This window comes from Staphylococcus felis, from assembly GCF_003012915.1.
GTDB lineage: Bacteria > Bacillota > Bacilli > Staphylococcales > Staphylococcaceae > Staphylococcus > Staphylococcus felis.
This window is the reverse complement of record NZ_CP027770.1, coordinates 1,568,365-1,595,091: the sequence shown is the minus strand read 5'-3', so window position 1 is coordinate 1,595,091 and position 26,727 is coordinate 1,568,365. Positions and strand designations below refer to the sequence as shown.

25 protein-coding genes are annotated in these 26,727 nt (G+C 35.6%); 6 read left to right on the top strand and 19 right to left on the bottom strand.

The genetic code is table 11. The features are described from left to right. Positions 1–41 precede the first annotated feature (41 nt). On the top strand, positions 42–968 hold the full coding sequence (locus C7J90_RS07425) for a lysophosphatidylglycerol phospholipase D (RefSeq protein ID WP_103208473.1): 927 nt from the start codon (positions 42–44) through the stop codon (positions 966–968). Positions 969–1,062: 94 nt separating this feature from the next. On the opposite strand, the gene C7J90_RS07420 is transcribed toward C7J90_RS07425, so the two are convergent. The 4 genes from C7J90_RS07420 to cyoE form a co-directional block, all read right to left on the bottom strand. After that, positions 1,063–1,506 carry a YlbF/YmcA family competence regulator gene (locus C7J90_RS07420; protein WP_103208475.1) on the bottom strand — a complete coding sequence of 148 codons (444 nt, stop codon included), beginning with the start codon at positions 1,504–1,506 and terminating at the stop codon, positions 1,063–1,065. Next, entirely contained in the window at positions 1,499–2,572 is a 1,074-nt protein-coding gene (locus C7J90_RS07415) for a CAP domain-containing protein (RefSeq protein WP_103208476.1), read from the bottom strand. Before C7J90_RS07415 ends, C7J90_RS07420 begins: the two co-directional genes overlap by 8 nt. A gap of 254 nt (positions 2,573–2,826) precedes the next feature. Further along, positions 2,827–3,282, bottom strand: coding sequence for a DUF420 domain-containing protein (locus tag C7J90_RS07410; RefSeq protein WP_372514446.1), 456 nt, complete (start codon positions 3,280–3,282; stop codon positions 2,827–2,829). Positions 3,283–3,316: 34 nt separating this feature from the next. Continuing rightward, positions 3,317–4,228, bottom strand: coding sequence for a heme o synthase (gene cyoE, locus C7J90_RS07405; protein ID WP_103209776.1), 912 nt, complete (start codon positions 4,226–4,228; stop codon positions 3,317–3,319). Positions 4,229–4,435: 207 nt separating this feature from the next. Here cyoE and C7J90_RS07400 point away from each other — a divergent pair, with 207 nt between their 5' ends. Beyond that, positions 4,436–5,344: a COX15/CtaA family protein gene (locus C7J90_RS07400; protein WP_103209778.1), complete on the top strand. Its 909-nt coding sequence runs from the start codon at positions 4,436–4,438 to the stop codon at positions 5,342–5,344. Between the two features lie 846 nt (positions 5,345–6,190). Here C7J90_RS07400 and C7J90_RS07395 read toward each other — a convergent pair. The 3 genes from C7J90_RS07395 to C7J90_RS07385 form a co-directional block, all read right to left on the bottom strand. Beyond that, positions 6,191–9,640, bottom strand: coding sequence for a pyruvate carboxylase (locus C7J90_RS07395; RefSeq protein ID WP_103209779.1), 3,450 nt, complete (start codon positions 9,638–9,640; stop codon positions 6,191–6,193). A 318-nt stretch (positions 9,641–9,958) separates the two neighbouring features. Further along, complete coding sequence (gene ftsW / locus C7J90_RS07390; protein WP_103209061.1) at positions 9,959–11,191, bottom strand: cell division peptidoglycan polymerase FtsW; 1,233 nt, start codon at positions 11,189–11,191, stop codon at positions 9,959–9,961. A 71-nt stretch (positions 11,192–11,262) separates the two neighbouring features. Then, positions 11,263–11,544, bottom strand: a complete 282-nt coding sequence (locus tag C7J90_RS07385; protein WP_103209059.1) for an Fpa/YlaN family protein — start codon at positions 11,542–11,544, stop codon at positions 11,263–11,265. 135 nt (positions 11,545–11,679) lie between these two features. On the opposite strand from C7J90_RS07385, the gene C7J90_RS07380 reads away from it, so the two are divergent. Next, positions 11,680–12,162 carry a hypothetical protein gene (locus tag C7J90_RS07380; RefSeq protein WP_103209058.1) on the top strand — a complete coding sequence of 161 codons (483 nt, stop codon included), beginning with the start codon at positions 11,680–11,682 and terminating at the stop codon, positions 12,160–12,162. 2 nt (positions 12,163–12,164) lie between these two features. Beyond that, entirely contained in the window at positions 12,165–12,335 is a 171-nt protein-coding gene (locus C7J90_RS07375; protein WP_103209056.1) for a DUF2197 domain-containing protein, read from the top strand. 258 nt (positions 12,336–12,593) lie between these two features. Here C7J90_RS07375 and C7J90_RS07370 read toward each other — a convergent pair whose 3' ends face one another. Together C7J90_RS07370 and typA are read right to left on the bottom strand one after the other, a co-directional pair. After that, positions 12,594–13,736: an NADH-dependent flavin oxidoreductase gene (locus C7J90_RS07370; RefSeq protein ID WP_103209055.1), complete on the bottom strand. Its 1,143-nt coding sequence runs from the start codon at positions 13,734–13,736 to the stop codon at positions 12,594–12,596. 307 nt (positions 13,737–14,043) lie between these two features. Then, entirely contained in the window at positions 14,044–15,894 is a 1,851-nt protein-coding gene (gene typA / locus C7J90_RS07365; protein ID WP_103209053.1) for a translational GTPase TypA, read from the bottom strand. A gap of 99 nt (positions 15,895–15,993) precedes the next feature. Here typA and C7J90_RS07360 point away from each other — a divergent pair, with 99 nt between their 5' ends. Then, on the top strand, positions 15,994–16,179 hold the full coding sequence (locus tag C7J90_RS07360) for a DUF5325 family protein (protein ID WP_103209052.1): 186 nt from the start codon (positions 15,994–15,996) through the stop codon (positions 16,177–16,179). 186 nt (positions 16,180–16,365) lie between these two features. Here C7J90_RS07360 and C7J90_RS07355 read toward each other — a convergent pair whose 3' ends face one another. After that, entirely contained in the window at positions 16,366–17,187 is an 822-nt protein-coding gene (locus C7J90_RS07355) for an inositol monophosphatase family protein (RefSeq protein WP_103209050.1), read from the bottom strand. A 116-nt stretch (positions 17,188–17,303) separates the two neighbouring features. On the opposite strand from C7J90_RS07355, the gene C7J90_RS07350 reads away from it, so the two are divergent. Next, a complete protein-coding gene (locus C7J90_RS07350; protein WP_103209049.1) occupies positions 17,304–17,915 on the top strand; it encodes a YktB family protein in 612 nt (203 codons plus the stop codon). Between the two features lie 320 nt (positions 17,916–18,235). Here C7J90_RS07350 and ltrA read toward each other — a convergent pair whose 3' ends face one another. The 9 genes from ltrA to C7J90_RS07305 form a co-directional block, all read right to left on the bottom strand. Then, entirely contained in the window at positions 18,236–19,522 is a 1,287-nt protein-coding gene (gene ltrA, locus C7J90_RS07345; protein WP_106465124.1) for a group II intron reverse transcriptase/maturase, read from the bottom strand. A gap of 576 nt (positions 19,523–20,098) precedes the next feature. Continuing rightward, positions 20,099–20,743, bottom strand: a complete 645-nt coding sequence (locus C7J90_RS07340; protein WP_103208821.1) for a DUF4064 domain-containing protein — start codon at positions 20,741–20,743, stop codon at positions 20,099–20,101. Positions 20,744–20,912: 169 nt separating this feature from the next. Next, complete coding sequence (gene auxB / locus C7J90_RS07335; RefSeq protein WP_103208823.1) at positions 20,913–21,926, bottom strand: lipoteichoic acid stability factor AuxB; 1,014 nt, start codon at positions 21,924–21,926, stop codon at positions 20,913–20,915. Between the two features lie 60 nt (positions 21,927–21,986). Further along, on the bottom strand, positions 21,987–23,060 hold the full coding sequence (locus tag C7J90_RS07330) for an ABC transporter substrate-binding protein (protein WP_103208825.1): 1,074 nt from the start codon (positions 23,058–23,060) through the stop codon (positions 21,987–21,989). Then, the gene (locus tag C7J90_RS07325) at positions 23,057–23,869 is read right to left on the bottom strand and encodes an ABC transporter permease (RefSeq protein WP_103208827.1); all 813 of its coding nucleotides are present in this window, start codon (positions 23,867–23,869) and stop codon (positions 23,057–23,059) included. Before C7J90_RS07325 ends, C7J90_RS07330 begins: the two co-directional genes overlap by 4 nt. Further along, positions 23,866–24,672, bottom strand: a complete 807-nt coding sequence (locus C7J90_RS07320) for an ABC transporter permease (RefSeq protein ID WP_103208830.1) — start codon at positions 24,670–24,672, stop codon at positions 23,866–23,868. Before C7J90_RS07320 ends, C7J90_RS07325 begins: the two co-directional genes overlap by 4 nt. A gap of 4 nt (positions 24,673–24,676) precedes the next feature. Then, positions 24,677–25,759: an ABC transporter ATP-binding protein gene (locus tag C7J90_RS07315; protein ID WP_103208832.1), complete on the bottom strand. Its 1,083-nt coding sequence runs from the start codon at positions 25,757–25,759 to the stop codon at positions 24,677–24,679. Positions 25,760–25,774: 15 nt separating this feature from the next. Beyond that, positions 25,775–26,314: a helix-turn-helix domain-containing protein gene (locus C7J90_RS07310; protein ID WP_103208834.1), complete on the bottom strand. Its 540-nt coding sequence runs from the start codon at positions 26,312–26,314 to the stop codon at positions 25,775–25,777. Between the two features lie 115 nt (positions 26,315–26,429). After that, positions 26,430–26,684 carry a UPF0223 family protein gene (locus tag C7J90_RS07305; protein WP_103208836.1) on the bottom strand — a complete coding sequence of 85 codons (255 nt, stop codon included), beginning with the start codon at positions 26,682–26,684 and terminating at the stop codon, positions 26,430–26,432. Positions 26,685–26,727: the final 43 nt, after the last annotated feature.

The following is a 26,727-nucleotide window of genomic DNA, read 5'->3' as shown; positions in this document are numbered from 1 at the left end:
AGTTAATATATCCTCTTCTCATTATAAAGGAGTGTGAACTTATGACCAAAACAAATAAATGTATAACGCGTGCAATTATGGGCATATCTGGTTTGTTCGGCAGTTTACTTTTGCTTAAAAAATTTAAAAACAAACCCGTACCACGTGAGATTAAACCTTTTTTCCAACATGAAGCCCCATATATTTTTAGCCATCGTGGTGGTATGAAAGAAAGACCAGAATCAACTTTTTTAGCATTCGACCACTCTGTAAAATTAGGTCTCACTGGCTTTGAAACAGATATCAGAATCACTAAAGATGAAAAAGTGATTATTTTTCACGACGCTGATGTTGACCGTACAACGAATGGATCTGGCCTAGTTTCAAATCACACACTAACAGAACTCAAACAGCTTGATGCTGGATTTCATTTTACAGATATTAATGGCAACAAACCCTACCGCAATCATAAAAACGCAAAAATTATTACACTAGAAGAATTACTACAGCGTTATCCAAACCAATTGGTTAACATCGATATCAAAGACCACCCGAATAGTTATGAAGGACGCATCGCTGCAAAATGCTTATATGATGTAATAAAGAAGCAAAGTGCAGAAGATCGGGTGTTGGTTACAAGTTTTTACAAGGCGCAAATTGAGCGGTTTAATTTATATAATCATCATTCCATTGCAGTTGGGGCAAGTCAAGCTGAAGTGACAGATGCAATACTCAAACTATATACTGGACTAAGCCAAATATACGACGGAACAGCTGATACTTTTCAAATGCCTACCTCATTTAAAGGCATTCCACTCGCTCAACCTACATTAGTCAATTGGCTCAATAAGCGGCATATTGCACCTGGCTTTTATGGGGTGAACAGCGTTGATCAAATGCAAGACCTCATCAATATGGGGGTCCATACGATCGTTACAGACCGACCTGAATTAGGGGCGCAATTTCTAAATACCGCTCGTTCTAAATAACGATTATGGCACACATATCCACTATCAACGATTGCACTGAAACTGATTCATTGATGTCGTCTTCAGTGCAATTCTGATAGTCGTTCATTTAATATCACTTATTTATGTTACATCCACACTCGTGACCACTATTACATCCACATCCCGCATCAGATTTAAAAAATGGCACACCAACGTCGACTTTGATATGCTCAGATACACTAGATACGATAGTCAGAACAACTTCATCTATAAGTGCTTGCAAATCCGTTTCTTTTTGTTTGTATTGAATCACTGTATGATGCATTTCATAGGCACGCTTTTGTCGACGTGTTTTTAACATAATCTCTTGATAATCCGGATGATAACGCCCAAACCTTTGTACTTCATCAAACTTCATTTTGCTTTTCAAAAAGTCTTGATACAAACGTTGCGCAGTGGCATCACTTTCAAGTTTAGCCTTAGCGGTTGCATATTGCTCGTAGGTTTCAGAAGCTTGAATCATATCCGCTAATTGATCTGTCTCATCTAATATAGCGATGACTTCTTCGTCAAACACGATCATCCTCCCCCTTCTCTAAAAATATTAACATATAATAATGACGATCTACTTCGCCACCCATTTCATCATATAATTTATTTAACATTCTCGAACGATGTGTATCTGAATTAATCCATCCATGCACAACTGTCGGTACATCATTAAAGTTATAACCAACATTTTGAGACACTGTTTGATAATCTAAGCGCGTTTGATTCACCAAATCTGTTAAACGGCCTTCCTTGAACTCAGCACTCCCTCCATCGACAACATCAAACAAATCTACAGTCGCAACATTCTCGAGCGTTGCATTTACTTTTAATGGTTCACGATGGTTAAGTTTTCTCATTTCATTTGTAAGATCATATAATGTCAACAATTGATTTTTCGTCTGATCAGCTGTTTGGCGTTCTGCTTCTTGATCTAATTCTTCTTTTGTTAAGGGATCATCATTTTGTTCCGAATACGGATTAATATCTGCCAATGCTTCCTTATCTAAAAAACGAATGCCCTGAATCTTATTTCTTTGTTGGTCTATAAAAACTTGTGTATATATATCATCAAACTGAATTAAAGCCTGCGTTTTAGTATCAAAATCGGATAATTCAAAATGATACGCTTTTTGATTCACTTCAAAATGCGGCTCTGTGTTCATTGAATAAGAATTATACAGGTTTGTAGCATTGTCATTGACTTTAATAGGCCCTGACATCTTCCGAGACCCCTCTCCAGTCATATAAATAGCGTTGACTTTACCTGCTTTAGATAAAACAATGATATAGGCATCCTTTTGTTGAAAGATAAATGTTTTATATTTCTTCATATAATGATAAGTACGATCGGCTTGCCCTAATTTTTCTGTAACTTTATCCATAGGTTTACCAATCAACGTCCCAAGTCCCGAAGTTATTTTGGGGTTCATATTTTGATTTGATTGTGGCGCTTTATCATTGTGATCAGTTTTGGAAGTTGAGCGATTCGGATTTTCTAAAACATCAAACTCAAGTTGAGGGGAATAAAATAAATAAACTAAAAACACGACTAGTAACATAATACCAATAATTTTTATAATTAAACTTTTCATTTTTAGATCTCCCCTCTATGATTGTGAATAACTATTATGAAAATCATTGTCGCATGTTTAACAATAAATTTAAATAAAAATCTCTATAAACATTTAGATATTCCACTGAATACTGTATACATATATTATCATGCAATACTAAAAAAGATGACTCAGAAATTCTGAATCAAACTTTCAGATTTCTGAGTCACCTCTTATATTTCTAGCATATTTAATTAAAAACAGTCCTTAACATCTCATATCAACTTCTGATTCTAATAACCGAAAGTTGCACGAAGTAATGAAGTCGTTTCTCCACCTGGGTATAAGACATATAGTAAAATATTAGTCACAAGCCCTGTAATCGCTGTACAGAACCAAACGACTGATGCTGTTGGACCTACTTTACGATGAATATGATATTTTTCCTTTAATGCTGTCGTAATTTGAATAATTCCCATAACAGCTCCAACTGTCGCAAGTACAATATGGAATATTAAAAATATCGTATAGAACGGCTTGAGTGAATCAGGGCCCCCAAATGCCGTGTTGCCAAGAAGTAATGTACGACTCGCATAAATAATAAAAAATATGACCGCTAATGTCGCAGCTGTTAACATATTCTTTTTATGCTTTTCAATTCGACGCATATAAATGTGACGCCAGCCAATCGCAACAAAAATAGCACTAATTGAAATACATGCTGTACTAATCATGGGTAAGATTCTCATTAAATCCATTATTTCATTCCTCACTCTTTTAGAATTAAATCATTTTAATTAAAGAAATCACCACAACAAGTGCGAAAAATAAAACGAGATAATTAAGAGAATATACAAACATCGTTGTCGCCCATTTCATTTCTTTTGTTGAGGCTTTAAAACTAGTTAAACCCAAAGTAATCCAACCTAAATTTAACAATGTCGCTAATACTATAAACGTAATACCTAAGTCATACATCAAAAAAGGTAATGGTAATAAAGCAATCAACCATATGAACATACCTATACGCGTACGCTTAAAACCTTTTACAGAAGGCAACATTGGAATATTAGCCATTGAATATTCATCTTTACGTTTAATCGCAAGGGCATAAAAATGAACAGGTTGCCAACAAAATACAACTAAAAACAAAGCCCAAGCCATCACACTCAGTTGACCATCAATGGCAACCCAACCTATTAAAGGTGGAACCGCACCTGGAAAACTCCCCACTACAGTATTCCAAGTTGTGTGACGTTTTGACCAAATCGAGTATAAAGAAACATACCCTACAACACCTGCTAAACCTATTACGCCGGCAGGGATATTAATCATAAATAATAGTATTTCACCTACTAAAATCATCGTGAAACTTAAAACGACTAAGTTCCGATCTGAGATTCGTTGATTCACTGTCGGTCTGCTTTGCTTACTGGGCATTAATGCATCAATATCTTGATCATAATAGTTATTGATTGCACATGCACCACCCATAATAAGTGCAGAACCTAATAATGTCATTAAAATTTGTGGAATTGATGTTAGAAAGGCGTGTTGTGTCATAACCACTGCTAACCAAGCACCTGCAAAAGCTGGGATTAAGTTGCCTTGAACAAGACCTAACTTAATAATTTGCTTGAATTCTTTGTAAGTTATACGTCCAGTAGTTTGACTCATCACATCTGCTTTTGACATTCAATACCCCCCTTTAGATTGTCATATAATATATATGATATATCAAAGTATAACGATTGACTAGATATAATAAGGAAAATTTATGACACTTTAGCGACATTCATAAAACATTCAAAAATAGACATATCTACTGATATAATTTCTGTTATAATGAGCCTAAATGTATCTTCACATTTATATCAAATTAGAATAACGGGGTGTTTAGTATTGTTTAATAAACGCAACCTAAAATGGCTTTCCATTTTAGCGACACTCATGATGACATGGGTACAGCTTGGTGGTGCACTGGTAACGAAAACTGGCTCTGCAGATGGTTGTGGGTCAGACTGGCCACTATGTCATGGCGCTTTCTTACCTCAAAATTTACCAATTGAAACCATTATCGAACTGAGCCATAGAGCTGTATCAGGTATTTCATTAATCGTTGTATTGTGGCTAGTGATTACGTCATGGAAGAACATTGGTCACATTAAAGAAGTCAAACCACTTTGTATCATTAGCGTTAGCTTTTTATTAATACAAGCACTAGTTGGAGCTGCAGCAGTCATGTGGCAACAAAATGATTATATTTTGGCACTACATTTTGGCATATCCTTGATTAGCTTTTCGTCTGTCTTTTTATTGACATTGCTTATTTTTGGTTTGGATCAAAAATACGAAGCTAATATTGTGCATATTCATAAGCCGCTTCAAATTTTAACTTGGTTAATGGCTGGAATCACATACGTTGGTATCTACACAGGCGCACTTGTGAGACATACTGAAGCAAGTTTGGCATATGGATCTTGGCCACTACCATTTGGCGATTTGTTACCACACACAGCGCAAGACTGGGTTCAACTTGCACATCGCTTTTTAGCAATGTGTGTCTTTATCATCGTTTTAATCTCTTATATTCATGCAGTCAAAAATTACTCAAACATTCGCACAATCCATTACGGTTATACTGCGACATTTATACTCGTTTTACTTCAAGCTTTAACAGGTGCATTGTCGATATTTACAGAAGTGAATTTAATCATCGCACTTTTCCATGCACTATTTATTACCTATTTATTCGGTATGATCGCTTACTTTATTTTATTAATTTTAAGATCAAACCGTGGCGAGCAATAATGCAAAAGTTGTTGTAAATGTTCATTAAAAATTGAACAACACCTAAATAGAGCATAAAAACTTTTCAAATTCTGAAATATTGTAAATAAAGGAACGGCTAGAACATAAATCCTAAAATAAATAGCGCTAAGATGCTTTTTAGTAAAAATGTGTCTTAGTGCTTCTTTTTATGATAAAACTTTGTATGATATGACTTCGCTTTCCAAGGGGACAGCTTCAGCCTGTAATCTTTAGCTAGTCCTGGTTCCTCAGGAGTCTCGCGTCATCAATACTTCATTTATGCGTGTCTTATTCACTATTATACTTAAAAAAACACTTTCGTATTATGGCTCTCAGTCAAATTAGACTGGTCGCATTAAATTAAGGAATTATGCAATGATGGATTGCTTAACGCCTTTTTCGTTGTGCGATCATAAAGTCTTGAACATTAATGCCTCTTTTAATACAACATAAATCAGTAAAATTGAGTTGGTAAAACATATTTTATAACTTAGGGATGTGAATAAATATAGCACATTTGATTGTTTCCTAAGCCGAGACTTCTGAGGCATCTTGCCGTAATCGAAAATCCATTTTAAGATTGGGTAAGTTCAATCTTAAAATGAGTTGAGGTGAGGCGCCTAGAAAAGCAAGGCTTTATGGAACAATCAAATAAATGAAATATTTATACACCAGTCCGATTTACTATAGAACCCATATTATTCAATTAGTCATCTAGTTAAAGGAAAAACTTCGAGATTTTTCGTTAATTCTTACGAAAACCTCGAAGTTTTTTGATTACTGAGATATTATGTCACAGCCGCTTTCACATCTATATTTAATTTTTCATTTACATATCAATACGATTTATGTTTCAGGTGTTAGTTCAATCAATAAGTCTTGTGTCGCGATAGAATCATTCGCAGTAACATACACTTTCTTAACTGTTCCTTTAAATGGGGCTTGAATGGTTGTCTCCATCTTCATAGCTTCTGTAATAAGCAATGACTGTCCAACCTCGACCTGGTCACCCTCTTTTACTTTCACTTCGATAACGGTACCTGGCATTTGTGCGCCGATGTGATTTGTATTACTTTTATCAGCTTTTGGCTTTAATACATTCTCAGCTTTGATATTTTCATCTTTCACTTGAATACGACGCGCTTGTCCATTCATATCAAAAAATACTGTTCTAAAGCCATTCTCGTCTGGTTTTGTGATTGTTTTTAATGTAACAATTAGAATTTTACCTTTATCTATCTCTATTTCTATCGTTTCATTATCTCTCATACCAAAGAAACATGTCGGTGTATCTAAAATTGAAATACGTCCAAATTGCTGATATGTTTTAACATATTGTTCATAAACTTTTGGATATAACGCATAACTTATTAAATCTTGCTCTGTGACTTCTTCGTCTTGGATGTTTTGTAGCTCTTGTTTCAATTCGTCAAAATCAATTGGTTCAAGATACTCTCCAGGGCGTTCTGTTAGAGGTTGTTGCCCTTTTAAAATAACTTCTTGTAAATGTTTATTAAATCCATTGACAGGTTGGCCTATTTCACCTTTAAAAAAGGATACAACTGACTCTGGAAAGTCAAGCTTATGACCATCTTTAATCACTGTAGTTTCGTCTAAATCATTTTGGACCATATACAATGCCATGTCCCCTACAACTTTTGATGACGGGGTAACTTTGACGATATCTCCAAATAAAAAGTTCACACGACGATACATATCTTTGACTTCATTGAACCTTTCAGCTAATCCTAAACTTTTGGCTTGTTGTCTAAGATTTGAGTATTGTCCACCTGGCATTTCATGCTGATAAATTTCAGTGTGCGGTGATTTCATATCACTTTCAAAATCGCTGTAATATGGGCGCACTGTATCCCAATAGTGTGATAAAGTTTCATGACCGTCGATATCCATACGAACGCGACGATCAAATCCACTCATTGCATAGTATAGTGAGTTACTACTTGGTTGACTTGTTAGTCCTGACATGGCAGCAACCGCTGTATCAATAACATCGACACCCGCATCTATCGCTTGTTTGTATGTTAATACACCATTTCCACTTGTATCGTGTGTATGAAGGTGGATTGGTATATCAACGACTGATTTCAACTCACCAATCAGTTCATAAGCAGCACGTGGCTTTAATAAACCAGCCATATCTTTAATCGCTAACATGTGGAATCCTTCACGTTCTAATGTTTGAGCAAGTTTGACGTAATACTCAATTGTATAAATGTTTGATCGTTCCACATTCAAAATGTCACCAGTATAACAAATCGTACCTTCTGAAATTTTCCCTGCCTTTTGAACAGCTTCATTTGCGACTTTCATTTGTTCAACCCAGTTTAAAGAGTCAAAAATTCTGAATACATCAATACCTGCTTTCGCACTTTCTTCAACGAATTTTTGAATGACATTATCAGGATAATTTTTATAACCTACTGCATTAGATGCACGTAATAGCATCTGAAATAATACATTAGGAATTGCTTTTCTCAATTGAGTCAAACGCTCCCAAGGGTTTTCTTTTAAGAAGTTATAAGCTACATCAAACGTCGCACCTCCCCATAATTCTAAAGAGAAATTATCATTCATGACTTCTGCAGTTTTTGGTGCAATATTTAATAAGTCATGTGTACGTACTCGAGTTGCCAGTAACGATTGATGTGCATCTCTAAATGTCGTATCTGTGATTAACACATCATCTTGTGATTTAACCCAATCTGCAACAGCTTTGGGTCCCTTTTCATCAAGAAGTTGTTTCGTTCCCTTTAACTGTTGTTTCTTTTTTAGATCTAAGCTTGGTAAAATTAGACGCTCAAAATGAGGCTTAGACCTTTTTTCAACATTTGGAAACCCATTTACAGTAACATTACCAATATATTCTAAAGTTTTCGTTCCTCTGTCACGCGAAGGTTCAACAATAAAAAGTTCTTGTGCCTGATCTAAAAATTTAGTTGTATAGTCGCCCGTAATAAACTTGTCATGATTAATAACATTTCTTAAAAAGCGAATATTCGTTTTGACGCCACGAATACGCATTTCTTGTAACGAACGTTCCATTTTTTCACGCGCATCTTTGTAACTTAATGCATGTGTAGACACTTTTACTAATAATGAATCATAATACGGCGAAATCACAGCACCTTGAAAAGCATCTCCCGCATCTAAGCGAACACCAAATCCACCCGTTGAACGATATGCTACTATACGACCTGTATCAGGCATGAAATCTTGCGTTGGATCTTCTGTTGTAATACGACACTGTATAGCATAGCCTAGAGTATGAATGTCTGACTGTTGTGGTATTGCAATATCACTTTGATGAATATCACCACCGTCTGCTATTAAAATTTGACTTTTAACGATATCCACACCTGTAATCATTTCTGTAATTGTATGCTCTACTTGTACTCGTGGGTTCACCTCTATAAAATAAAACGCATCTCCTGAAACTAAAAATTCAACAGTACCGGCATTCACATACTGAATATGAGACATTAAGTGCACAGCTGCATCGCAAATCTTTCCACGTAAATCGTCATCTAGACTCACTGATGGCGCAACTTCAACTACTTTTTGATGTCGTCGCTGAACTGAACAGTCTCTCTCATACAAATGGATAACATTGCCATGTGTATCTCCTATGATTTGAACTTCGATATGTTTCGGTTGATCAATGTATTTTTCAACGTAAACTTCACTATTACCAAAAGATTTTTGAGCTTCTGATTTCGCACGTTCAAATGCTTCTTCAAGCTCGCTTTCTTGGCGCACAATTCTCATACCTTTACCGCCACCACCACTTGTGGCTTTGACCATAAGTGGGTATCCAACTTCATCTGCAAAGGCTTTGACATCTTGATATCGTTCGACAGGACCATCTGTACCAGGTATGACAGGAAGCCCGGCATTAATCGCTGTAGTTCGCGCCTTAACTTTGTCACCAAACATATCTAAATGACGTGTTTCAGGACCTATAAAAATAATCCCTTCTTCTTGACAGCGTTCGGCGAATTGTTTGTTCTCACTTAAAAAACCATAACCCGGATGAATTGCATCAGCACCGGCATTTTTAGCAATATCTATGATACCTTCAATATCGAGGTAACTTTCGCCAGGCTTCAACGATTCACCTACTAAATAAGACTCATCTGCTTTATATCTATGCAATGCACCTTTATCCTCTGCTGAATAAATAGCTACAGTTTCTATGTCTAATTCCGTTGCTGCCCTAAAAATACGAATTGCAATCTCACCACGGTTTGCTACCAGTAGCTTATGTATCTTTTTCATTTTCGCGCCTCCTACTATTCTGAAAATTCTAAAAATATATACTCTATTATATCGTAATTTAAATAAAATTTATAATAACAAATACTAATGAGCTCTAAATTGAACACATAAGTATACCTTATCATTTTTGATAAGATATATTGAATCACATTACTATTTTACTTTTCCTATGTGATATTGTCAAAAAATCAATGCATCTCATCTACTAAAAAGATTGTAAGGATTAATGAGCGTATCTTAATGTGCTTATAAAAAAAGACCAGGACCTCATACAGCATATCAGAGTCCTGACCTTTTTCATAAAAATAATTAAAATATTTAATATCTAGACGTTTGTTTCATTTGCTTGGCCATATAACGTTTTTTTGCCTCGTCATACTTAATTTGCTTACCTATAATAAGCAATAGTCCCATCGCAATACTTAAGCTCATCATTGAAGAGCCACCAAAACTAATAAACGGTAATGGTACACCTGTCAATGGAATTAAACCAGAGATACCTCCTAGATTAATAAACGCTTGTAAGGCTATGTAACTCGCAATACCAACACATACTAACTTATAAAAATAAGATGTCGTTCGTGAAGCCAGTGTAAAGGCACGATAAACGATAAAGTAAATGAGACCTAATACAATTAGTGCTCCTACAAGCCCCAACTCTTCACTAATAATAGCAAAGATAAAATCTGTATGAGCTTCAGGTAAGTAACCGAGCTTCATAACACTATTCCCTAGTCCTCGACCAAACAATCCTCCGTTACCAATAGCTAATAGAGAATTCGCTAAATGATACCCGATACCATCTTCATAGTTAAAGGGATTTTCAATCGCACTAAAGCGAGCTGTTAAATAATCAGGTAAAATATTGATATGGAACACAAAAATAAAAAATAGTCCAACTAACAGACCTAAACCAGAAAACATTCCGATCTTTAAAAAGTTTTTAACACCTATACCTGAATAGATAATAATGCTAAAAAAGATTCCTGCAATTAGCAATGTTTGGCCGACATCTTTTTGCATAAGCACAAGACCTAAACAAAATCCGACTAAAATAATAGGGCCGATGATGGCCGATGGTTGGCGTTGAATCTCTTTGCGTTTACGTTCGATGATATACGGCACATATAAAATAACCGCAATTTTTAATAACTCCGATGCTTGTAAATTCATAAAACCTAAGTTAATCCAACTTTTGGAGCCATTGATTTCACTACCAAATCCTAAAGTCGCAAATAGAAGGAATATAATCACGCCCATCATCCCAAGTTGAACATTACGATTTTTAAGAATTTTAACATCCATGATATATGACATCACAAAGACAATACAAAAGCCAATAATGACATATACGAGTTGTCGTGTATAAAAATATGTTCCCGAAACAGGAACACCACCTGTTAAGGTTCCTCTCGTCGCAGCAACCATACTTGCACTATAAACCATTGTCAATCCAATAAAGCAAAGTGCAAGGTAAGTAATTAATAATGGAAAATCGATATATTTAGAGGATTTCAAAATATATCGAAAGAGCTTTTTCATATTATTCATATATGATAATCATCCAATTCATCGCATTGATATCAAAATAAAAATTGATTCTATCGTTGCACTACATATGTTTATTTTGACACGTTCGTATTTGCTTCGTGTAATTTTGATAATTCTTTTTCAAGACTAAGCATTAACTGTTTACCATCTTCAGAGTTGACTAAACCAATATTCACCGCAAAGTCAACCTCTTTTTGCAAACCATACATCTGTGTATCTAAAACCTCTTCGTACAGTGCACATTGAGGTAATGTTAAATTATCTATTTGTACTTTAATTAATTGTAAAATACGGTCAGCATCTTTATGCAATTGGTCATACGCAACAGACTCAAAGTTACTTTTTGTACTCAAAACGTACTCCCCCTATAAATGTGTTTTCATTTAAAAATTTTATCTTATCCCCTCGTAAAAAGCAAGTAAATTTGGAATACGTATCGCTGTAAATATGATAAACTAACTTATAACTATACTTAGGGAGTGCTTAATATGATTCAAATCAAAGGGTTAGTCAAATTTCCAATTACTCTAGATAGTACAACGTGGATATTTGATGATCGAAAAATTACAGTTTCTGATTTAGAAAATGGTGTTTTTGAAGGTAAGAAACCCATCAAGTTTGAAGACAATCAGGAATGGAATCGGGCAATTCTTGAAGGTCAAACGAATCCTCCAACATTAAACTCAGAAATCGAGTATCAAAAACGAGCAGTTTTAAAAGATTCATTTGTCATTAATATGACACCATTTTTTAAAAATGCCGAACCTTATCCTGAAGTTAAAACGATTCGTCTGTCTAACAGTGACGAAGCTATAGAAATCCCATTTCATTTATTGCCTTATTTATTCTTCCAATTTGCCAAAGATGGTAAAAGACTATATGAAGATGATGGCGTCGACAGTTTCGTTTATATGCCAAATGAAGGTTATCAATATCAGTTTAGTCATGTCACGCACATCGAGGTGTTGTAATCATGCGCAAAGTCACATGCATTCTTTGTAATACAGAAGTACTACTCGATGAGAATACACTGTTGGCTAAACAATTAAAAAACAACCCCATCAAAACTTTTATGTGCGATGAATGTAAAAGTAGAGTCGATACACCTAAACAATTGAAAAGACCTTTTCATCGTAGAGTATAACAACTGTGATATATCAAAATAAGGCTTGGGACATCAATCCCAAAATAATAGTGTAGAGATGATTCATGATTGAATCACCTCTACGCTTTTCTTTTATCAATCATTCGTATTGTATGGCTCGCATTTCCTAGGGGGTGGGTCGAGCCCCGGTCTCAACACTCATCCTATTCCCTCGGGCGTCTCGTCATCAATACGTCGTTTATGCATGGAATCATTCACTATTATACTTTGAAAAATATACACTTTCGTATCATTGAATTAATCATTTTTAACTTGAGGAACTGGGTACATTCCTTGAGCAAATGCATTCCATAAAGCATCTGGTAAATGATGTTTATCTTCACGTTTATGATCGAAATGCGAAATTATCTCATCTGCTTTACCACTTTTAATTTTTTGAACAAAATTGTGATCCAATAATAGTTCCCGTCCCATACAAATGAGTGGTACGCCAGATTCAAAAGCACTAAGCGCATCTTGAGCTGTAAAAATAGAGCCTATGCCTATCAATGGCAAACGCTGCTCAATCCATTTTAAAAGTAAATCAATTCGCTTCTGACCTTTATATTGACCTTGACGTGTTTTAGAATGTATATCCATTAATGAAACATGTAAATAATCAAGTGGCTGTTCAACTAAGACCTCAATCAATTGCTTGGTTAGTTCCATCGTAATACCCGGTTCTTCTACTTCTTCTGGCGAAAAGCGATAACCGACTATAAAATCTTCAGTCGCTTCATTCTGTACAGTACGGATGACTTCATCAACGACCGCTTTTGGAAAGCGCAAAGGGTCTCCCCATTCATCTGATCGTCTATTATAATACGGTGACACAAATTGGTGAATTAAATAGTGATTGGCACCATGTATTTCAACCCCATCAAATCCAGCTAATATTGCTAAATGTGTAGCATAACCAAAATCTTTAATAGCTTGTTCAATTTCTTCATTTGACATCGCTCTAACGTCGTGAGGTTCAGCTTTTCCGAAACCGACCGTCGACACTTCACTAGGCCCTTTCACATCTCCATCAGGTACAAATTCTGGTAATGATTTTGCTCCTCCATGATGGATTTGTATAACAGCTTTAGTGCCATTCGTTTTCATCACTTTTGCAAGCGATTGTAATCCTTGAAGATCTGACTCTTTTGAGATGGAGGGTTGTCCTGGGGAGGGTTGTCCTGGGAAGGCTTGTCCTTCACGATTAATATAACTTGCTGCTGTAATTGCCAATCCAACATCTTTCGCTCGTGATTCGATATAATTTAATTCCACATCAGATACTGTCCCGTCTCTATTTGACAACGTATGCGTCAACGGAGCTAGTACGAATCTATTTTTAAGCACTTGCCCATTAGCAAGATGCAGTGATTGGAATAAAGGTTCAAATTTTTGTTCCATTGGTAACCTCTCCTTTTTAATCATATCATCTATAGGACGTTCGATAACATGAATCAAATAATCTCATTATTAATAATGCTATCGTCATGACTTCATAACTCCATGTCATCATTCACTATTATACTTAAAAAAATAAGACATTTTCGTATCATCTAATGAAAGGAAAAACTTCAAGAGTTTTTGTAAATTCTTACGAAAACCTCGAAGTTTTTCGATTATTGAGATTATGTCCCAGCCCCATCTCGGTAATTTTGATACTTCTTAAGCATTTAAACAAGCTCAACCTGCGACTATCATTGTCAGGCTATTACTTATTTTCATCTTCCATCATTTGTTTAAGACGTTTTGCTTCTTTTTCACGTTGACCTTTGTTTAAAATTTTCTTTCTTAAACGGACATTTTCAGGTGTTACTTCTACTAATTCATCGTCATCAATAAACTCAAGCGCCTCTTCAAGCGTTAAAATTCTAGGACGTTTCATCGTTTCTGTTTGATCTTTTGTCGCTGAACGGACGTTTGTTTGGTGTTTCACTTTTGTAATATTTACAGTTAAGTCGTTTTCACGGTTATTTTGACCTACAATCATTCCTTCATAAACTTCTGTACCCGGCTCCATGAAATTAACACCACGGTCTTCTAAGTTTAAGATTGCATATTCACTTGCCTTACCTTGATCCATTGAGACAAGCACACCATTTCTACGGCCACCGATACGCCCTTTAATACGTGGACGAAATTCGTCAAATGTGTGGTTGATAATACCATAGCCACGTGTCATTGACATAAACTCAGTCGTATAACCAATTAAACCACGAGCTGGTACATTAAAGATTAAACGTGTTAAGCCATTATCAGTGGTTACCATGTCCACCATCTCACCTTTACGTCGTCCTAATGATTCAATGACAGCTCCAGCATGCTCTTCAGGTACTTCAGCTTGTACTCTTTCGAAAGGTTCGTGTAATACACCATCAATATCTTTCAAAATAACTTGAGGTTTTGATACTTGTAACTCAAAGCCTTCACGTCGCATGTTCTCAATTAAAATAGATAAGTGGAGCTCACCACGACCTGCAACAGTCCATGCATCTGGTGAGTCAGTTGGTGTGACTTTCAGTGATACATCTGTTTCAAGTTGATTGTCTAGACGTTCTTGAATTTGACGTGCTGTAACATATTGCCCTTCTCTTCCAGCAAATGGAGAATTATTCACACGGAACGTCATTTCAAGTGTTGGTTCATCAATACGTAATACTGGCAACGCTTCTTGATGATCTTGTGGTGTGATTGTTTCACCTACGTTGATATCTTCCATACCAGAAACTGCAATTAAATCCCCAGCATAGGCTTCTTGGATTTCTTCCCTTTTTAAACCGAAATAACCAAAGATTTTCGTCACACGGAAATGCTTAATCGAGCCATCTAATTTAAGCAATGATACGTTTTCTCCCACTCGCATTGTGCCTCGAAAAACACGTCCGACACCAATACGACCTACATAATCATTGTAGTCTAGTAATGCTGGTTGGAACTGTAAAGGTTCATCTCGATTATCCACTGGCGCTGGTACATATTCTAAAATCGTTTCGTATAAACATTTCATATTTTCATCTTGCTCATCCGCATTTAAACTTGCTGTACCATTCACTGCCGATGCATACACCACAGGAAACTCTAACTGTTCATCGTTAGCATCAAGCTCTATAAATAAATCCAACACCTCATCTACAACGCCTTCAGGACGTGCAGCAGGTTTGTCAATTTTATTTACAACAACAACTGGTTTTAGGTCTTGTTCTAAAGCCTTCTTAAGTACAAAACGAGTTTGAGGCATTGTACCTTCATATGCATCCACAACAAGAACTACACCATCTACCATTTTCATAATACGCTCCACTTCGCCACCAAAATCAGCGTGTCCAGGTGTATCAAGAATATTAATTCGCGTATTCTTATAATCTACAGCTGTATTTTTAGCTAGTATGGTAATACCACGCTCTCTCTCTATATCATTCGAGTCCATCGCGCGCTCTTCTACATGTTCATTATCACGGAAAATACCAGATTGCTTTAATAATTCATCAACTAAAGTCGTCTTACCATGGTCTACGTGAGCGATAATCGCAATATTACGAACATCTTCTCTTAATTTTGTCATTCTTTTATTTCCTTTCTTGGGTAAATTATCACTTTCTTTTGCAACTTGTTTATTATATCATATAAATTAATCGATGAAACAGTGAGGTGGTCAAGATAGATGAAGAAATCTAAAACAATATTTTTTGTACTAGCACTTATTGCTGTATTCTTTTTAACAACATTTAGTTTTGCAATCGCTGCGAGCAATATCTTTTGGATGATTGTCACTTTTATCCTATTATTAATAACATTAGGATACGGTTTTACACTGAAAAAAAAATATAAAGAAAATAATTGGTTTTAATGCCTTTTAAAACGTTAACCTCATAAGTGATATCAAAACATTCTACATAGTGTCATAAAAAAATCACATCATTTATGAAAAAGTCGGAAGAACACAAACGACTGTGTCCTTCCGACCTCATTTTGAGCTTAATGTCATTGTAACAAGTAAATGGATTAAAGATATCAAATTTCAGCCAATGCTTATTTAATTATTTTGATTAAAACGTTGATGTAGCTCTTGTAATATTTCGTCATGGGGCTGCATATAATCCACTAATATCTCATGGTGAATCGCTTGATTACCTACGATGACAGAATTCGACTGCGTAATGGATAGCGCATTTCCTAAAAAGTTAGTAATGCGTCCTCCAACCTCTTGAAGTATAATCAAACCTCCCGCAAAATCCCATGGTTGCAACCTCGGTGTCATATATGCTTCTAACTGTCCAGTAGCGACATAAACAATCTCAAGCGCTGCTGAGCCGTATGCACGTGCACTTCTCGAGTCATTGACAATAGGCTGTAGAATAGAACCCAGTTTAGGCTTAGTCAACCAATTCGGATTGACCCCTATAATACTCTCTGAAACCGTTGTTTCTTTTAAAAACGGTAGTTTCGTTTCATTCTGATAAGCCCCTTGACCCGACCTCGCATGATACAGCACATCATTCGTAACATCATAAACAAAACCAGCATAAGGCTTACCATTTTTAAAAATCCCAATAGAAATAGCAAAACTCTGACGTTGATGTATAAAGTTTAAAGTTCCGTCAATAGGATCAATGACCCAAATTATCCCTTCATCTGAATCAATATCGTGACCATGCCCCTCTTCCCCAATAATATGGTGATTTGGGTATGTGTCTTTAATTTGAGCGACTAAAAATTTTTCAATCGATTTATCTACATTTGTTACAAGATCATTAGAGTTTGATTTTTCTTCAATACGTAAATCTTCATGCATCCACTTGCGAATATTATTACCTGCCTCTAACACAAGGCTTTTAGCATAATCATATAAATACATTTCCTTCACTCCTATTGATTCTTATTATACATGAAAATGAGTTAACTTAAATGTATTAACGCTTTTATTATGCTACAATTAAATCAATTCAGAACTTTAAACTAAGGAGTAAAATTATGACCACATACACTTTTAAACCAGAAGATTTCAAAGTTTTTGAGATAGATGGCTTAGATGCACGTATGACTGCATTAAATGAACATATACGACCGCAACTCCATGCGCTAGGCAAATACTTTGCTGAATACCTCACTTCTTTAACAGGTGAGACCTTTTATCCACACGTTGCAAAACATGCACGACGTACAGTTAATCCACCTAAAGATACGTGGGTCGCATTCGCTACAAATCAACGCGGTTACAAGATGATGCCCCATTTTCAAATTGGTTTATTTGAGGATCACCTTTTCGTTATGTACGGTATTATGCATGAAGATAAAAATAAAGGCCATGATGCACAAATATTTGAAAACAAATTAACCGACATTCTTAATTTACCTGCTGGATTCCAAATTTCTCTAGATCATACACAACCTAAAAAGTCCATGATTAAAGAGATGACTCAGGAAGACATTTTACAAGGCATTCGTCGTGCTCAAAATGTAAAAAAAGGCGAGTTTTTTATCGCTAGAGCTATCACACCACAAGCTGATGCATTAAAAAGCGATGAAAGTTTTATCGCTTTCATAGAAGATACATTGAATCACCTATTAAAGTTTTACAACTAATCATTGTTATCATTTAAAATCTGCTAATTTAAACAGGCTAGGACATAAATATCTCGAAGTTTTCTTATAATGAGATGATTCATTCAATGATACGAAAGTGTCTTTTTTTAAAGTATTTTGACGTAAAATGACATATATATAACGTCGTATTGTTGGCGAGACGCCTGAGGAAATAGGATGAGCGTCGAGACCGGGGCTCGCCCCCCTAGGAAATGCGAGCCAAACAATACGAATGATTGATAGAATCGAGTAGGAGAGTAGCCATTAATTGACTACTCGTCCTCTCACACCACCGAGCGTACGGTTCCGTACTCGGCGGTTCAATATCTTGCGTAAGCCAACTCTGCAAGCTGGGGTAATGGTATCAGTCCCCACTTGTAGAGTTGTTTTGTTGTAAGTGCACGATGAACCTCGTGCGTGTTTGATAGTCGCCAGTACTTTTTTCGAGACTGTGCGATTTTCATCGCACTTCTATGGTCAAGACCATATTGGCGCAACATCTTATACTTAGTTCTTACTCTTTTCCACCGTTTAAGTATGAGTTGTCTAAGTCGGCGGTTTAACCAAGATTGCGTGGTTTCAATAAATTCTCTGATAAAACCTCTACCAAAGTAATTTATCCAGCCTCTCGTCACTTGGTTAATTTCAGTGATAATGTCTTTAAAGGTACCGGGTCTATTTCGTTTCGTTATTTTCCTTAAGACGCGTATTAAATTTCTTTTTGCTTCCGTAGTCGGTCTGAAACGACAAACCCCATTTACCTTGGTTATTAGACAACTCAAGAACTTTAAACGTGTGACTGCTCCTATTCTGCTTTTATCTTCATTGACAGCCAACTTCAGTTGCTTTTCAATGAATTTCGTTACACTCATCATTACGCGTTCACCTGCACGTTTTGTCCGTACAAAGATGACAAAGTCATCTGCATAGCGTACAAACCGGTGTCCACGCTTTTCGAGTTCTTTATCCAGTTCATGTAGATAGATATTACATAGTAAAGGAGAGATAACGCCCCCTTGTGGTGCACCTATCTTTCTTTCTGCGACTTCGCCAGATAGGTCAATGGCACCTACTTGTAAACTTCTACGGATAAATGTTGAAATTGACTTATCTTGAACATGGCGTTCGAACAAATACATCAGCTTATCATGATTTAACATGTCAAAGCACTGTTTCAAATCACAATCCACGGCTATTTTATAGCCCTCTTCGTAGTAAATAGCGCATTGCTTAAGTGCTGTTCCTGTGCTACGATTAGGTCTGAAACCATGGCTATGATTCGAAAATGTTCGGTCGATGCTGGGTTCAATCACTTGTTTAATCGCTTGTTGTATTACCCTGTCTCTAGCGACAGGGATACCAAGCACACGCATTTTCCCATTTGGTTTGGGAATTTGCACTTTTCGAACTGCTTGAGGTTGGTATGTGCCTTCAAGCAGTTTTTTCGTTATCTGTGAAAAGTACTGCGCAAAGTGAGCACGAAGTTCACTGACTTTCATGCCGTCAATTCCAGGAGCACCTTTGTTTTTCTTAACTTTCTTGATAGCTTTTTCTATGTTGTCTGGTCTTACAACAAGCTCCATCAATGATGGAGACTTACGATACATTTCTTTCATTTCACCTAAGATTTACTGTACACACTTATGTATTCTTTTTTTTCGTTCCACTACTTATCCTTCCATAAGCTGCCGATTAAACCGTATTCTGTACGTCGTAAATCTATAACCTCCAATCTTTACTTTGTATTGAATATTGTTCAGTCCTTCGGTACATTTTCCCTACTATGACTTCTGCTGACTTCTCATCATTCGTTGTTACTACGGTAGAGTACCGCTGATGAGACCTCCCCGGGTAAGATGTAACCTCTTTCCACTCATGCCACCGCATCATTTACTATATAGAACTCGGGTAGTATTGGACTTTATCTTGTTCTGCAGATTCATCCATTCTACATAGCCTTGTATGATGTTTCTGTTCGTCAGTGCGAGTGTTTGCGTCCGACTTCCTTCAGATTCCACTTCGCAATGGACACCCTTGTCTTTCGCTAACAGTTCCTACTACCAAGCCTGTAACGGACTTTCACCGTCAAGATGTTACCCATGCCGGGCGCACAGAAAAGCGTAGAGATAATTCAATCATCTCTACGCTATTATTTTGGGATTGATGTCTAGACTTTTTACGTGTTATTTATTTTTAAAATCGTCAAACTTATTTTTAGCTTTATCTTCATATGAATCCTTTGTTTCGAGGTCATTCACTCGCTTTTCACTAACATCTGATTTTAAATCATTCACTTTTGATTTATCAAAATGTTCGTTATGTCGATCGCTATTAATGTGTTCATGTTGTGCAGTATTATAATTTGGATTAATGTTATTTTTAGGTTTACGCGCAAACAACATAATACCTGCAATCAACCATAATATAGCTGCAATTAAGCTACCACTTAAGAATAAACCTGTCAGCGCAGCAATAACTAATAAAATACCAGCTAATATACGCTTTTTGAATAGGAAAACAGCAATGATTGCTAAAACAAGGGGTATCCCAAACGGAATAATTAATGAACCTACCGAAACACTTTGATTGGCAAGTTCATCAGCATTTTGACCTTGCTCATTCAAAGCTTCTCTAATTTCACCATTATTGGCCAATTGAGGTAAAAGCGAAATACCTACTGTACCTATAATTGCCCAAATCAAATGTAGAATAATACCAACCCAAGTTAATACTTTTTCTACTGTTCTTTTAATAAAACCACTTTGGTTAGAATGATGATTAAATTGATCCGCTTCATTTTCATTTTGATAGACATATTGATCTGCCATATTATCAACCTCCTAATGCCTCTATTACCTCTTACAGAAACTTTAAACCTAAATCATAATAATTCTCTTGATATATTTAAAAAGAATAGAACAGAGAATTAATTGTTTTTTTAAAATCTCTCATTCTATTCTTTCTAATTTATATATTTAATTAATAAACATACTGTGCTTACTTATTTGATTTATCTTCATTCGCACGTTCTTGTTGAATTTTTAAACGATCTTCAAAATTTTTACGGCGTTGTATCGTCGCACTCGGACGTTTTTTTCGCTCTTCTTTCTGTTGTTTCTTCTTTTCTTTACGTTCCTCTTTTAACCTAGCTTTTTCAGCTTTTCGTTGTTCTTTCTGTTCATCTTTTAAAGGTTGGGTCGCTTCGTATCTTGTATCTTGTGTAACATATTCATTTTCATGATAAGGTTTGTTATCCGATGAATCATAAGCATCACGTTCCCCTTCAAATGGTGGGACACTGTCATTTAATTGCTCTGTAGAATGAGGGTTCTCATTGTGATTTTCATCTGAATGTTCAGGTATATCTTTTGACTTTGTAACTTTATGATTATATTTTGCCGTTCTTGATAAAATTTCTGGTTGTGCTTCATATGTTGTCTCTGATGTCACTTTATCTTGATGACGAGTGATGGGTTCCTCATCATAATGGGAATGCTCATATTGTTTACTGATTGGCTTTTCTTCATAATCATAGATGGGTTGGTGGTATGCGGGTACCCAATCTACCTTGTCTCTACGAATAAACATCATCATAGCGACAATAAAAAAGAATAAAGGAACTAAAATAAAAAATAATGGAAGCGTAATAACAGTCGCTAATAAAAATAATAACCCCGATACTATTCTATAGTTCATTGAAATCAATGCGAGGAATGAAATCAACAAACAAATTATCAAATAAACAATAAAAGCCCAAACTCCATTTTGAAACATAATCACTAATTGAGTAGACGTCATATTATTATTCGTCAATAATTCTTGAAAGAAACTATTATTAGCGATAGCATTTTCTAGGTTTTGGATGGAGTTTTCATTACTGAATAGGACTAATCCAAAAAACATTGCTACAACTGTGGTTGCTAATATCAAAATCCAACTGAGCCATCCCAGTATTTTTTCAGCAAGTCGATTCAAAGGACGCCTTATTTGTGTATATGCATCTCTTGCCATAATTTCACTCCTTATTCAATTTGTTAACTATAACATCATTATATCTTAATGTCTAAATATTTATAGTGCCATTTTAAAGTTCAAAAACCGTTCATTATATTCGTTTAATACGTCTGGTCCCAAATCTTTATAAACTTCAAGTCTTTGCTGTTCTTCTTTGGTAGGATAAACACGTATATCATTACGGATTTCTTCGGGTAGCATATTACGTGCTGTTTGATTTGGAGTCCCATATTCTACCCATTCTGTATTTTGTTTATTAACATCTGGTTCCAATAAGAAGTTAATAAACTGATGCGCACCTTTTACATTCTGTGCTGTTTTTGGAATGACCATATTATCAAACCACAAGTTCGAACCATCTTTAGGTACAACGTAATTAAAACGATCGTCTGCGTTGAATATCGGTGCGGCAGAGCCACTCCAAATTACAGCTACATTCGCTTCATGTTGTTCTAACATCATTGCAATTTCATCACCGACAACCCCTTTAATATTTGGAGCAAATGATTTTAAATGAGACTCTGCTTCAGCCAGATGAGTTTGATTCGTATCATTTAAACTGTATCCTAAACTGTTTAATGATAAACCCATTATTTCACGTGCACCGTCCACTAAAAGAACGTCATTTTTAAGTTCAGGCTTTTTTAAATCATTCCAACTATCAAAGCGAATATTCGGATAAACCTCTTGATCATACAAAATGCCAACCGTGCCAAAAAAATAAGGAATGGAATACTGATTATTAGGATCAAACGGTTGATTTAAATAACTAGGATCTAGATGTTTCATGTTAGGAATAGCGTCTTTGTCGATACGATGTAATAAATTTCCTTTTCTTAACTTTTCAATTGTATAATCACTTGGAAAAGCGACATCATATCGCGTACCACCATTTCTAATTTTAGCTTCCATCGCTTCATTTGAGTCAAACGTTTCATATATCACACGTATTCCCGTTTCAGATTCAAAACGATCAATCAGCTCTGGATCGATATACTCTCCCCAATTATAAACATATAATCGTTCTTCTGACTGGTTTCCAATATGACCATGGTTGATCCAATAACCAATCCCTAAGCATATTAACCCTAAAAAGATTGCGCTCAAAACTAATTGTGTCAGTCGTTTCATAATGTAGCACCTCTATTTTTGGAGAAAGATTTCGCTTTTCGGTGTTTAATCAATTGATAAATCACGAGTCCCATCATTATAACAACAAATAGTAATGTGGAAATTGCATTAACTTCCATACTAATACCCCGTCTAGCCATTGCATATACTTCAACTGATAAAACACTAAAACCATTTCCCGTTACAAAGAAACTAACCGTAAAATCATCTAATGAATAGGTAAGTGCCATAAAAAATCCACCTATGATTCCAGGCATTAATTGAGGAATTACTATTTTATTTAACAATTGAAATTCTGAAGCGCCTAAATCACGACCTGCATCAAGGATGGATTCATTCATTTCATATAATTTAGGTAAAATAATGATAACGACTATAGGTATACAAAAGGCAATATGCGATATTAAAACCGACATCAACCCTAACCCAAATCCAGTAAAATGACCTAAAGCTGTGAACATGATCAAAAATGATGCCCCGATAACGACATCTGAAGATACCATAAGTACATTATTGAGCGTTAATAATGATAATTTAATGGATTGATGACGTACAGAATATATTAATAGCGCTCCAAAAATACCAATCACAGTAGAAAAGGCAGCTGCCAATAAAGCAATGGCAATCGTGTTAAAAATAACTTGGAGGAGTCTTTTATTTTCAAATAGACTTTGATAGTGCTCCAATGTGAATCCTTCAAAACGAATCATGTTTCCTCCACTATTGAATGAGTAAAACATCAGAAAGAATAATGGCATATACAAAATGAACAATAAAATATATAAATAACATTTACCATACCACTTCATCGCATTAAGCCTCCTTTATTTTTTGTACGTGTGAATATCAAAATAACAGCCATAAATAAGACTAAGAATAATGCGATGGTCGATCCCATTCCATAATTTTGAATCACTAAAAATTGCTCTTCAATCGCAGTACCGATATTAATCACTTTATTTCCTGCAATTAAACGCGTAATCATAAATAAAGAAAGCGCAGGTATGAATGTCACTTGTATTCCTGTTTTAATCCCTTCTAATGTGAGTGGAATAACTACCTTACGAATCACTGTAAACTTATTTGCGCCTAAATCTTGTGCTGCAAGTATCAAGGGTTGTGGTATATCTTTCATACTATTGTATAAAGGCAGTAGCATGAATGGGATATAAATGTACACGGCCACAATGATAAATGCTGGAACTGTAAACAATATATCTTGAGTTGGCACTTGAAACACACTCAAAATTCTATTGATAATACCATCATGACTTAAAAGGCCGATAAATGCATATGTCTTAAGTAGTAAATTCATCCATGTTGGGACAATCATGATCACTAACCAAGTTGATGCGTGGGCAGACTGTCTAATCCAATATGCAGCAGGATAGCTGATTAATAAACACAATAAAGTGATAATTGCAGCATAAACTATAGATGACCATAACATTTGCATATACGTCCAAGTTAAAAATTGCTTATAATTGACTAGTGAGAAGTGTCCTTGTTGATCCAGTAAAGAAAAGTAACAAAGTAAAATAACTGGAATAATGATAAAAATGATCATCCACAATACATATGGAATCGCCAAGAATCTGTTAATATTTCTCATTTTGTTATACCCCATAACCTTCAATACGTTTATCAAATTCTTCTTCAGTTTCACCAGGTACCATGATGTGTATCGCATCCGGCTCAAATTTCAATCCTACACGTGAATCGATTTCAACATTCTTTGTAGATTGAATCGTCCATTCATATCCTTTGGCATCCTTACAAATCATTTCATAATGTACGCCTCGAAACAACGTAGACACAACCACAGCTTTGAATAGTCCTTCATGTTCAGGTACAATCTCAATATCTTCAGGGCGTATCACTACATCCACTTGTGTTTCTGGCATGATATCTTTATCAACACATTCAAAATCTTGACCATATATATTGACGATATAATCTTGTACCATCGTTCCTTCTACAATATTTGATTCTCCAATAAAATCAGCTACATAACGATTGACGGGCTCGTCATATATATCTGTAGGTGTCCCAAATTGTTCAATCTTACCTTCACGCATTACAAATATGTAATCACTTAGAGCTAGCGCCTCTTCTTGATCATGTGTTACAAATACAAATGTAATACCTAAACGAGACTGTAACGCTCTCAACTCATATTGCATCTCTGTTCTTAAATTTAAATCCAATGCCGAGAGGGACTCGTCTAATAATAAAATCTCCGGCTCGTTAACGATAGCACGTGCGATGGCAATACGTTGCTTTTGTCCCCCACTTAATGCCTGAATTGAACTTTGCCGATATTCCTCAAGTTTGACTAATTTTAATGCCTCACTCACTTTTTGAGCTATCTCTTTTTTGGCCATTTTTTTGAGCTTCAAACCGAACGCAACATTTTCAAATACATTTAAATGAGGAAAGAGTGCATAGTCTTGAAACACTGTATTCACTTGTCTCTGATTTGATGGAATCTCATTCATACGCTTCCCTTTATAAACAATATCTCCAGCATCCGGTTTTTCAAAACCTGCAATGAGTTTAAGAATAGTCGTTTTTCCACAACCTGAAGGCCCCAAAATGGTATAAAACAACCCACTTTCAATCTCTAAATCAATATTTTTCAATATTGTTTGTTGATCATAGCTTTTAGATAAATTTGTCATTGTTAAAAATTGCTTCATTGTGTAGTCTCCTTACTATAAGTATGATGACGTAGCAACAATCATCACTTTAGTAGATTGATTACTCACGTTTAATAATTGATGTGTCATATGCGCCTTGAAATAAAGCGCATCTCCCTGTTGAGCAGTATAACTATTTGTCCCCAGCTTCAGCGTAATAGTCCCCTCTAAACAATAAACAAAAGTGTCTGAAGATGAAGGTTCAAAGTCCTTATATGTTGAATGAGGTGCCAAAGTTAAAATCAGCGGCTCCATTTCATGTTCATTTGATGTACGTACTGGCCACTTCAAATGATACCCCACATCACTCGCATCATAGGTCAGTTGTGCTGACTCTGGATAATGGACCTTTTGAACCTGATGTATATCAAAAAAAGCTTGAGGTGTCGTCCCTAATACTTCAAGAATATTTAAAAATGTTTCCATACTCGGAGACGTTTTGTTGCTTTCAATTTGTGAGATGTATCCTTTTGAAAGGTCCGTACGTTCACCCAACTCTTCTTGTGTTAAGTTTTTAAAGCGCCTTAAATCTTTTAATTTTTGACCAATTTCCATTGATTACTCCTAAAAAAAGTGATTTGTTTACTTTTACTAAACATTTTGTTTAATGCTTAATAAAAATACCAAATCACAGTTCAAATTACAATACTTTTTTACACAATCTTATTTTTTAAAGTCGTTGATCTTTTGCCTTTTTAACGACATCATAACTGTCATAACCACTACGCTTTTTAAATGTTTCAAAGATATTTTTCTCGTCTGCTTTTCCAGGCACAACACTTTTAAAGTCTTTATAAGCATCCATCAATATTTCTCGACTAATGGTGCTTTTCTCATAATATGCCTCAATCATGTTAAAGAAATGGACTACCTTCAGTATATCTTCTTGCGTCCAATCTACATCAATAGGATATGTGTATTCCATATTATCACCTCTGCTTTAATAATGCGGCTCTATAAAAAAATAG

Coding starts and splice junctions, on each gene's coding strand:
- C7J90_RS07370 (WP_103209055.1), bottom strand. CDS start 13,736: ATGGAACAAAAATTTGAACCTTTATTCCAATCACTGCATCTTGCTAAT.
- ltrA (WP_106465124.1), bottom strand. CDS start 19,522: ATGTATCGTAAGTCTCCATCATTGATGGAGCTTGTTGTAAGACCAGAC.
- C7J90_RS07410 (WP_372514446.1), bottom strand. CDS start 3,282: ATGAGAATCTTACCCATGATTAGTACAGCATGTATTTCAATTAGTGCT.
- typA (WP_103209053.1), bottom strand. CDS start 15,894: ATGACAAAATTAAGAGAAGATGTTCGTAATATTGCGATTATCGCTCAC.
- C7J90_RS07315 (WP_103208832.1), bottom strand. CDS start 25,759: ATGAAGCAATTTTTAACAATGACAAATTTATCTAAAAGCTATGATCAA.
- C7J90_RS07395 (WP_103209779.1), bottom strand. CDS start 9,640: ATGAAAAAGATACATAAGCTACTGGTAGCAAACCGTGGTGAGATTGCA.
- C7J90_RS07350 (WP_103209049.1), top strand. CDS start 17,304: ATGACCACATACACTTTTAAACCAGAAGATTTCAAAGTTTTTGAGATA.
- C7J90_RS07325 (WP_103208827.1), bottom strand. CDS start 23,869: ATGAAGTGGTATGGTAAATGTTATTTATATATTTTATTGTTCATTTTG.
- C7J90_RS07425 (WP_103208473.1), top strand. CDS start 42: ATGACCAAAACAAATAAATGTATAACGCGTGCAATTATGGGCATATCT.
- cyoE (WP_103209776.1), bottom strand. CDS start 4,228: ATGTCAAAAGCAGATGTGATGAGTCAAACTACTGGACGTATAACTTAC.
- C7J90_RS07340 (WP_103208821.1), bottom strand. CDS start 20,743: ATGGCAGATCAATATGTCTATCAAAATGAAAATGAAGCGGATCAATTT.
- C7J90_RS07355 (WP_103209050.1), bottom strand. CDS start 17,187: ATGTATTTATATGATTATGCTAAAAGCCTTGTGTTAGAGGCAGGTAAT.
- C7J90_RS07360 (WP_103209052.1), top strand. CDS start 15,994: ATGAAGAAATCTAAAACAATATTTTTTGTACTAGCACTTATTGCTGTA.
- ftsW (WP_103209061.1), bottom strand. CDS start 11,191: ATGAATAATATGAAAAAGCTCTTTCGATATATTTTGAAATCCTCTAAA.
- C7J90_RS07310 (WP_103208834.1), bottom strand. CDS start 26,314: ATGGAAATTGGTCAAAAATTAAAAGATTTAAGGCGCTTTAAAAACTTA.
- C7J90_RS07330 (WP_103208825.1), bottom strand. CDS start 23,060: ATGAAACGACTGACACAATTAGTTTTGAGCGCAATCTTTTTAGGGTTA.
- C7J90_RS07375 (WP_103209056.1), top strand. CDS start 12,165: ATGCGCAAAGTCACATGCATTCTTTGTAATACAGAAGTACTACTCGAT.
- auxB (WP_103208823.1), bottom strand. CDS start 21,926: ATGGCAAGAGATGCATATACACAAATAAGGCGTCCTTTGAATCGACTT.
- C7J90_RS07320 (WP_103208830.1), bottom strand. CDS start 24,672: ATGAGAAATATTAACAGATTCTTGGCGATTCCATATGTATTGTGGATG.
- C7J90_RS07305 (WP_103208836.1), bottom strand. CDS start 26,684: ATGGAATACACATATCCTATTGATGTAGATTGGACGCAAGAAGATATA.
- C7J90_RS07415 (WP_103208476.1), bottom strand. CDS start 2,572: ATGAAAAGTTTAATTATAAAAATTATTGGTATTATGTTACTAGTCGTG.
- C7J90_RS07380 (WP_103209058.1), top strand. CDS start 11,680: ATGATTCAAATCAAAGGGTTAGTCAAATTTCCAATTACTCTAGATAGT.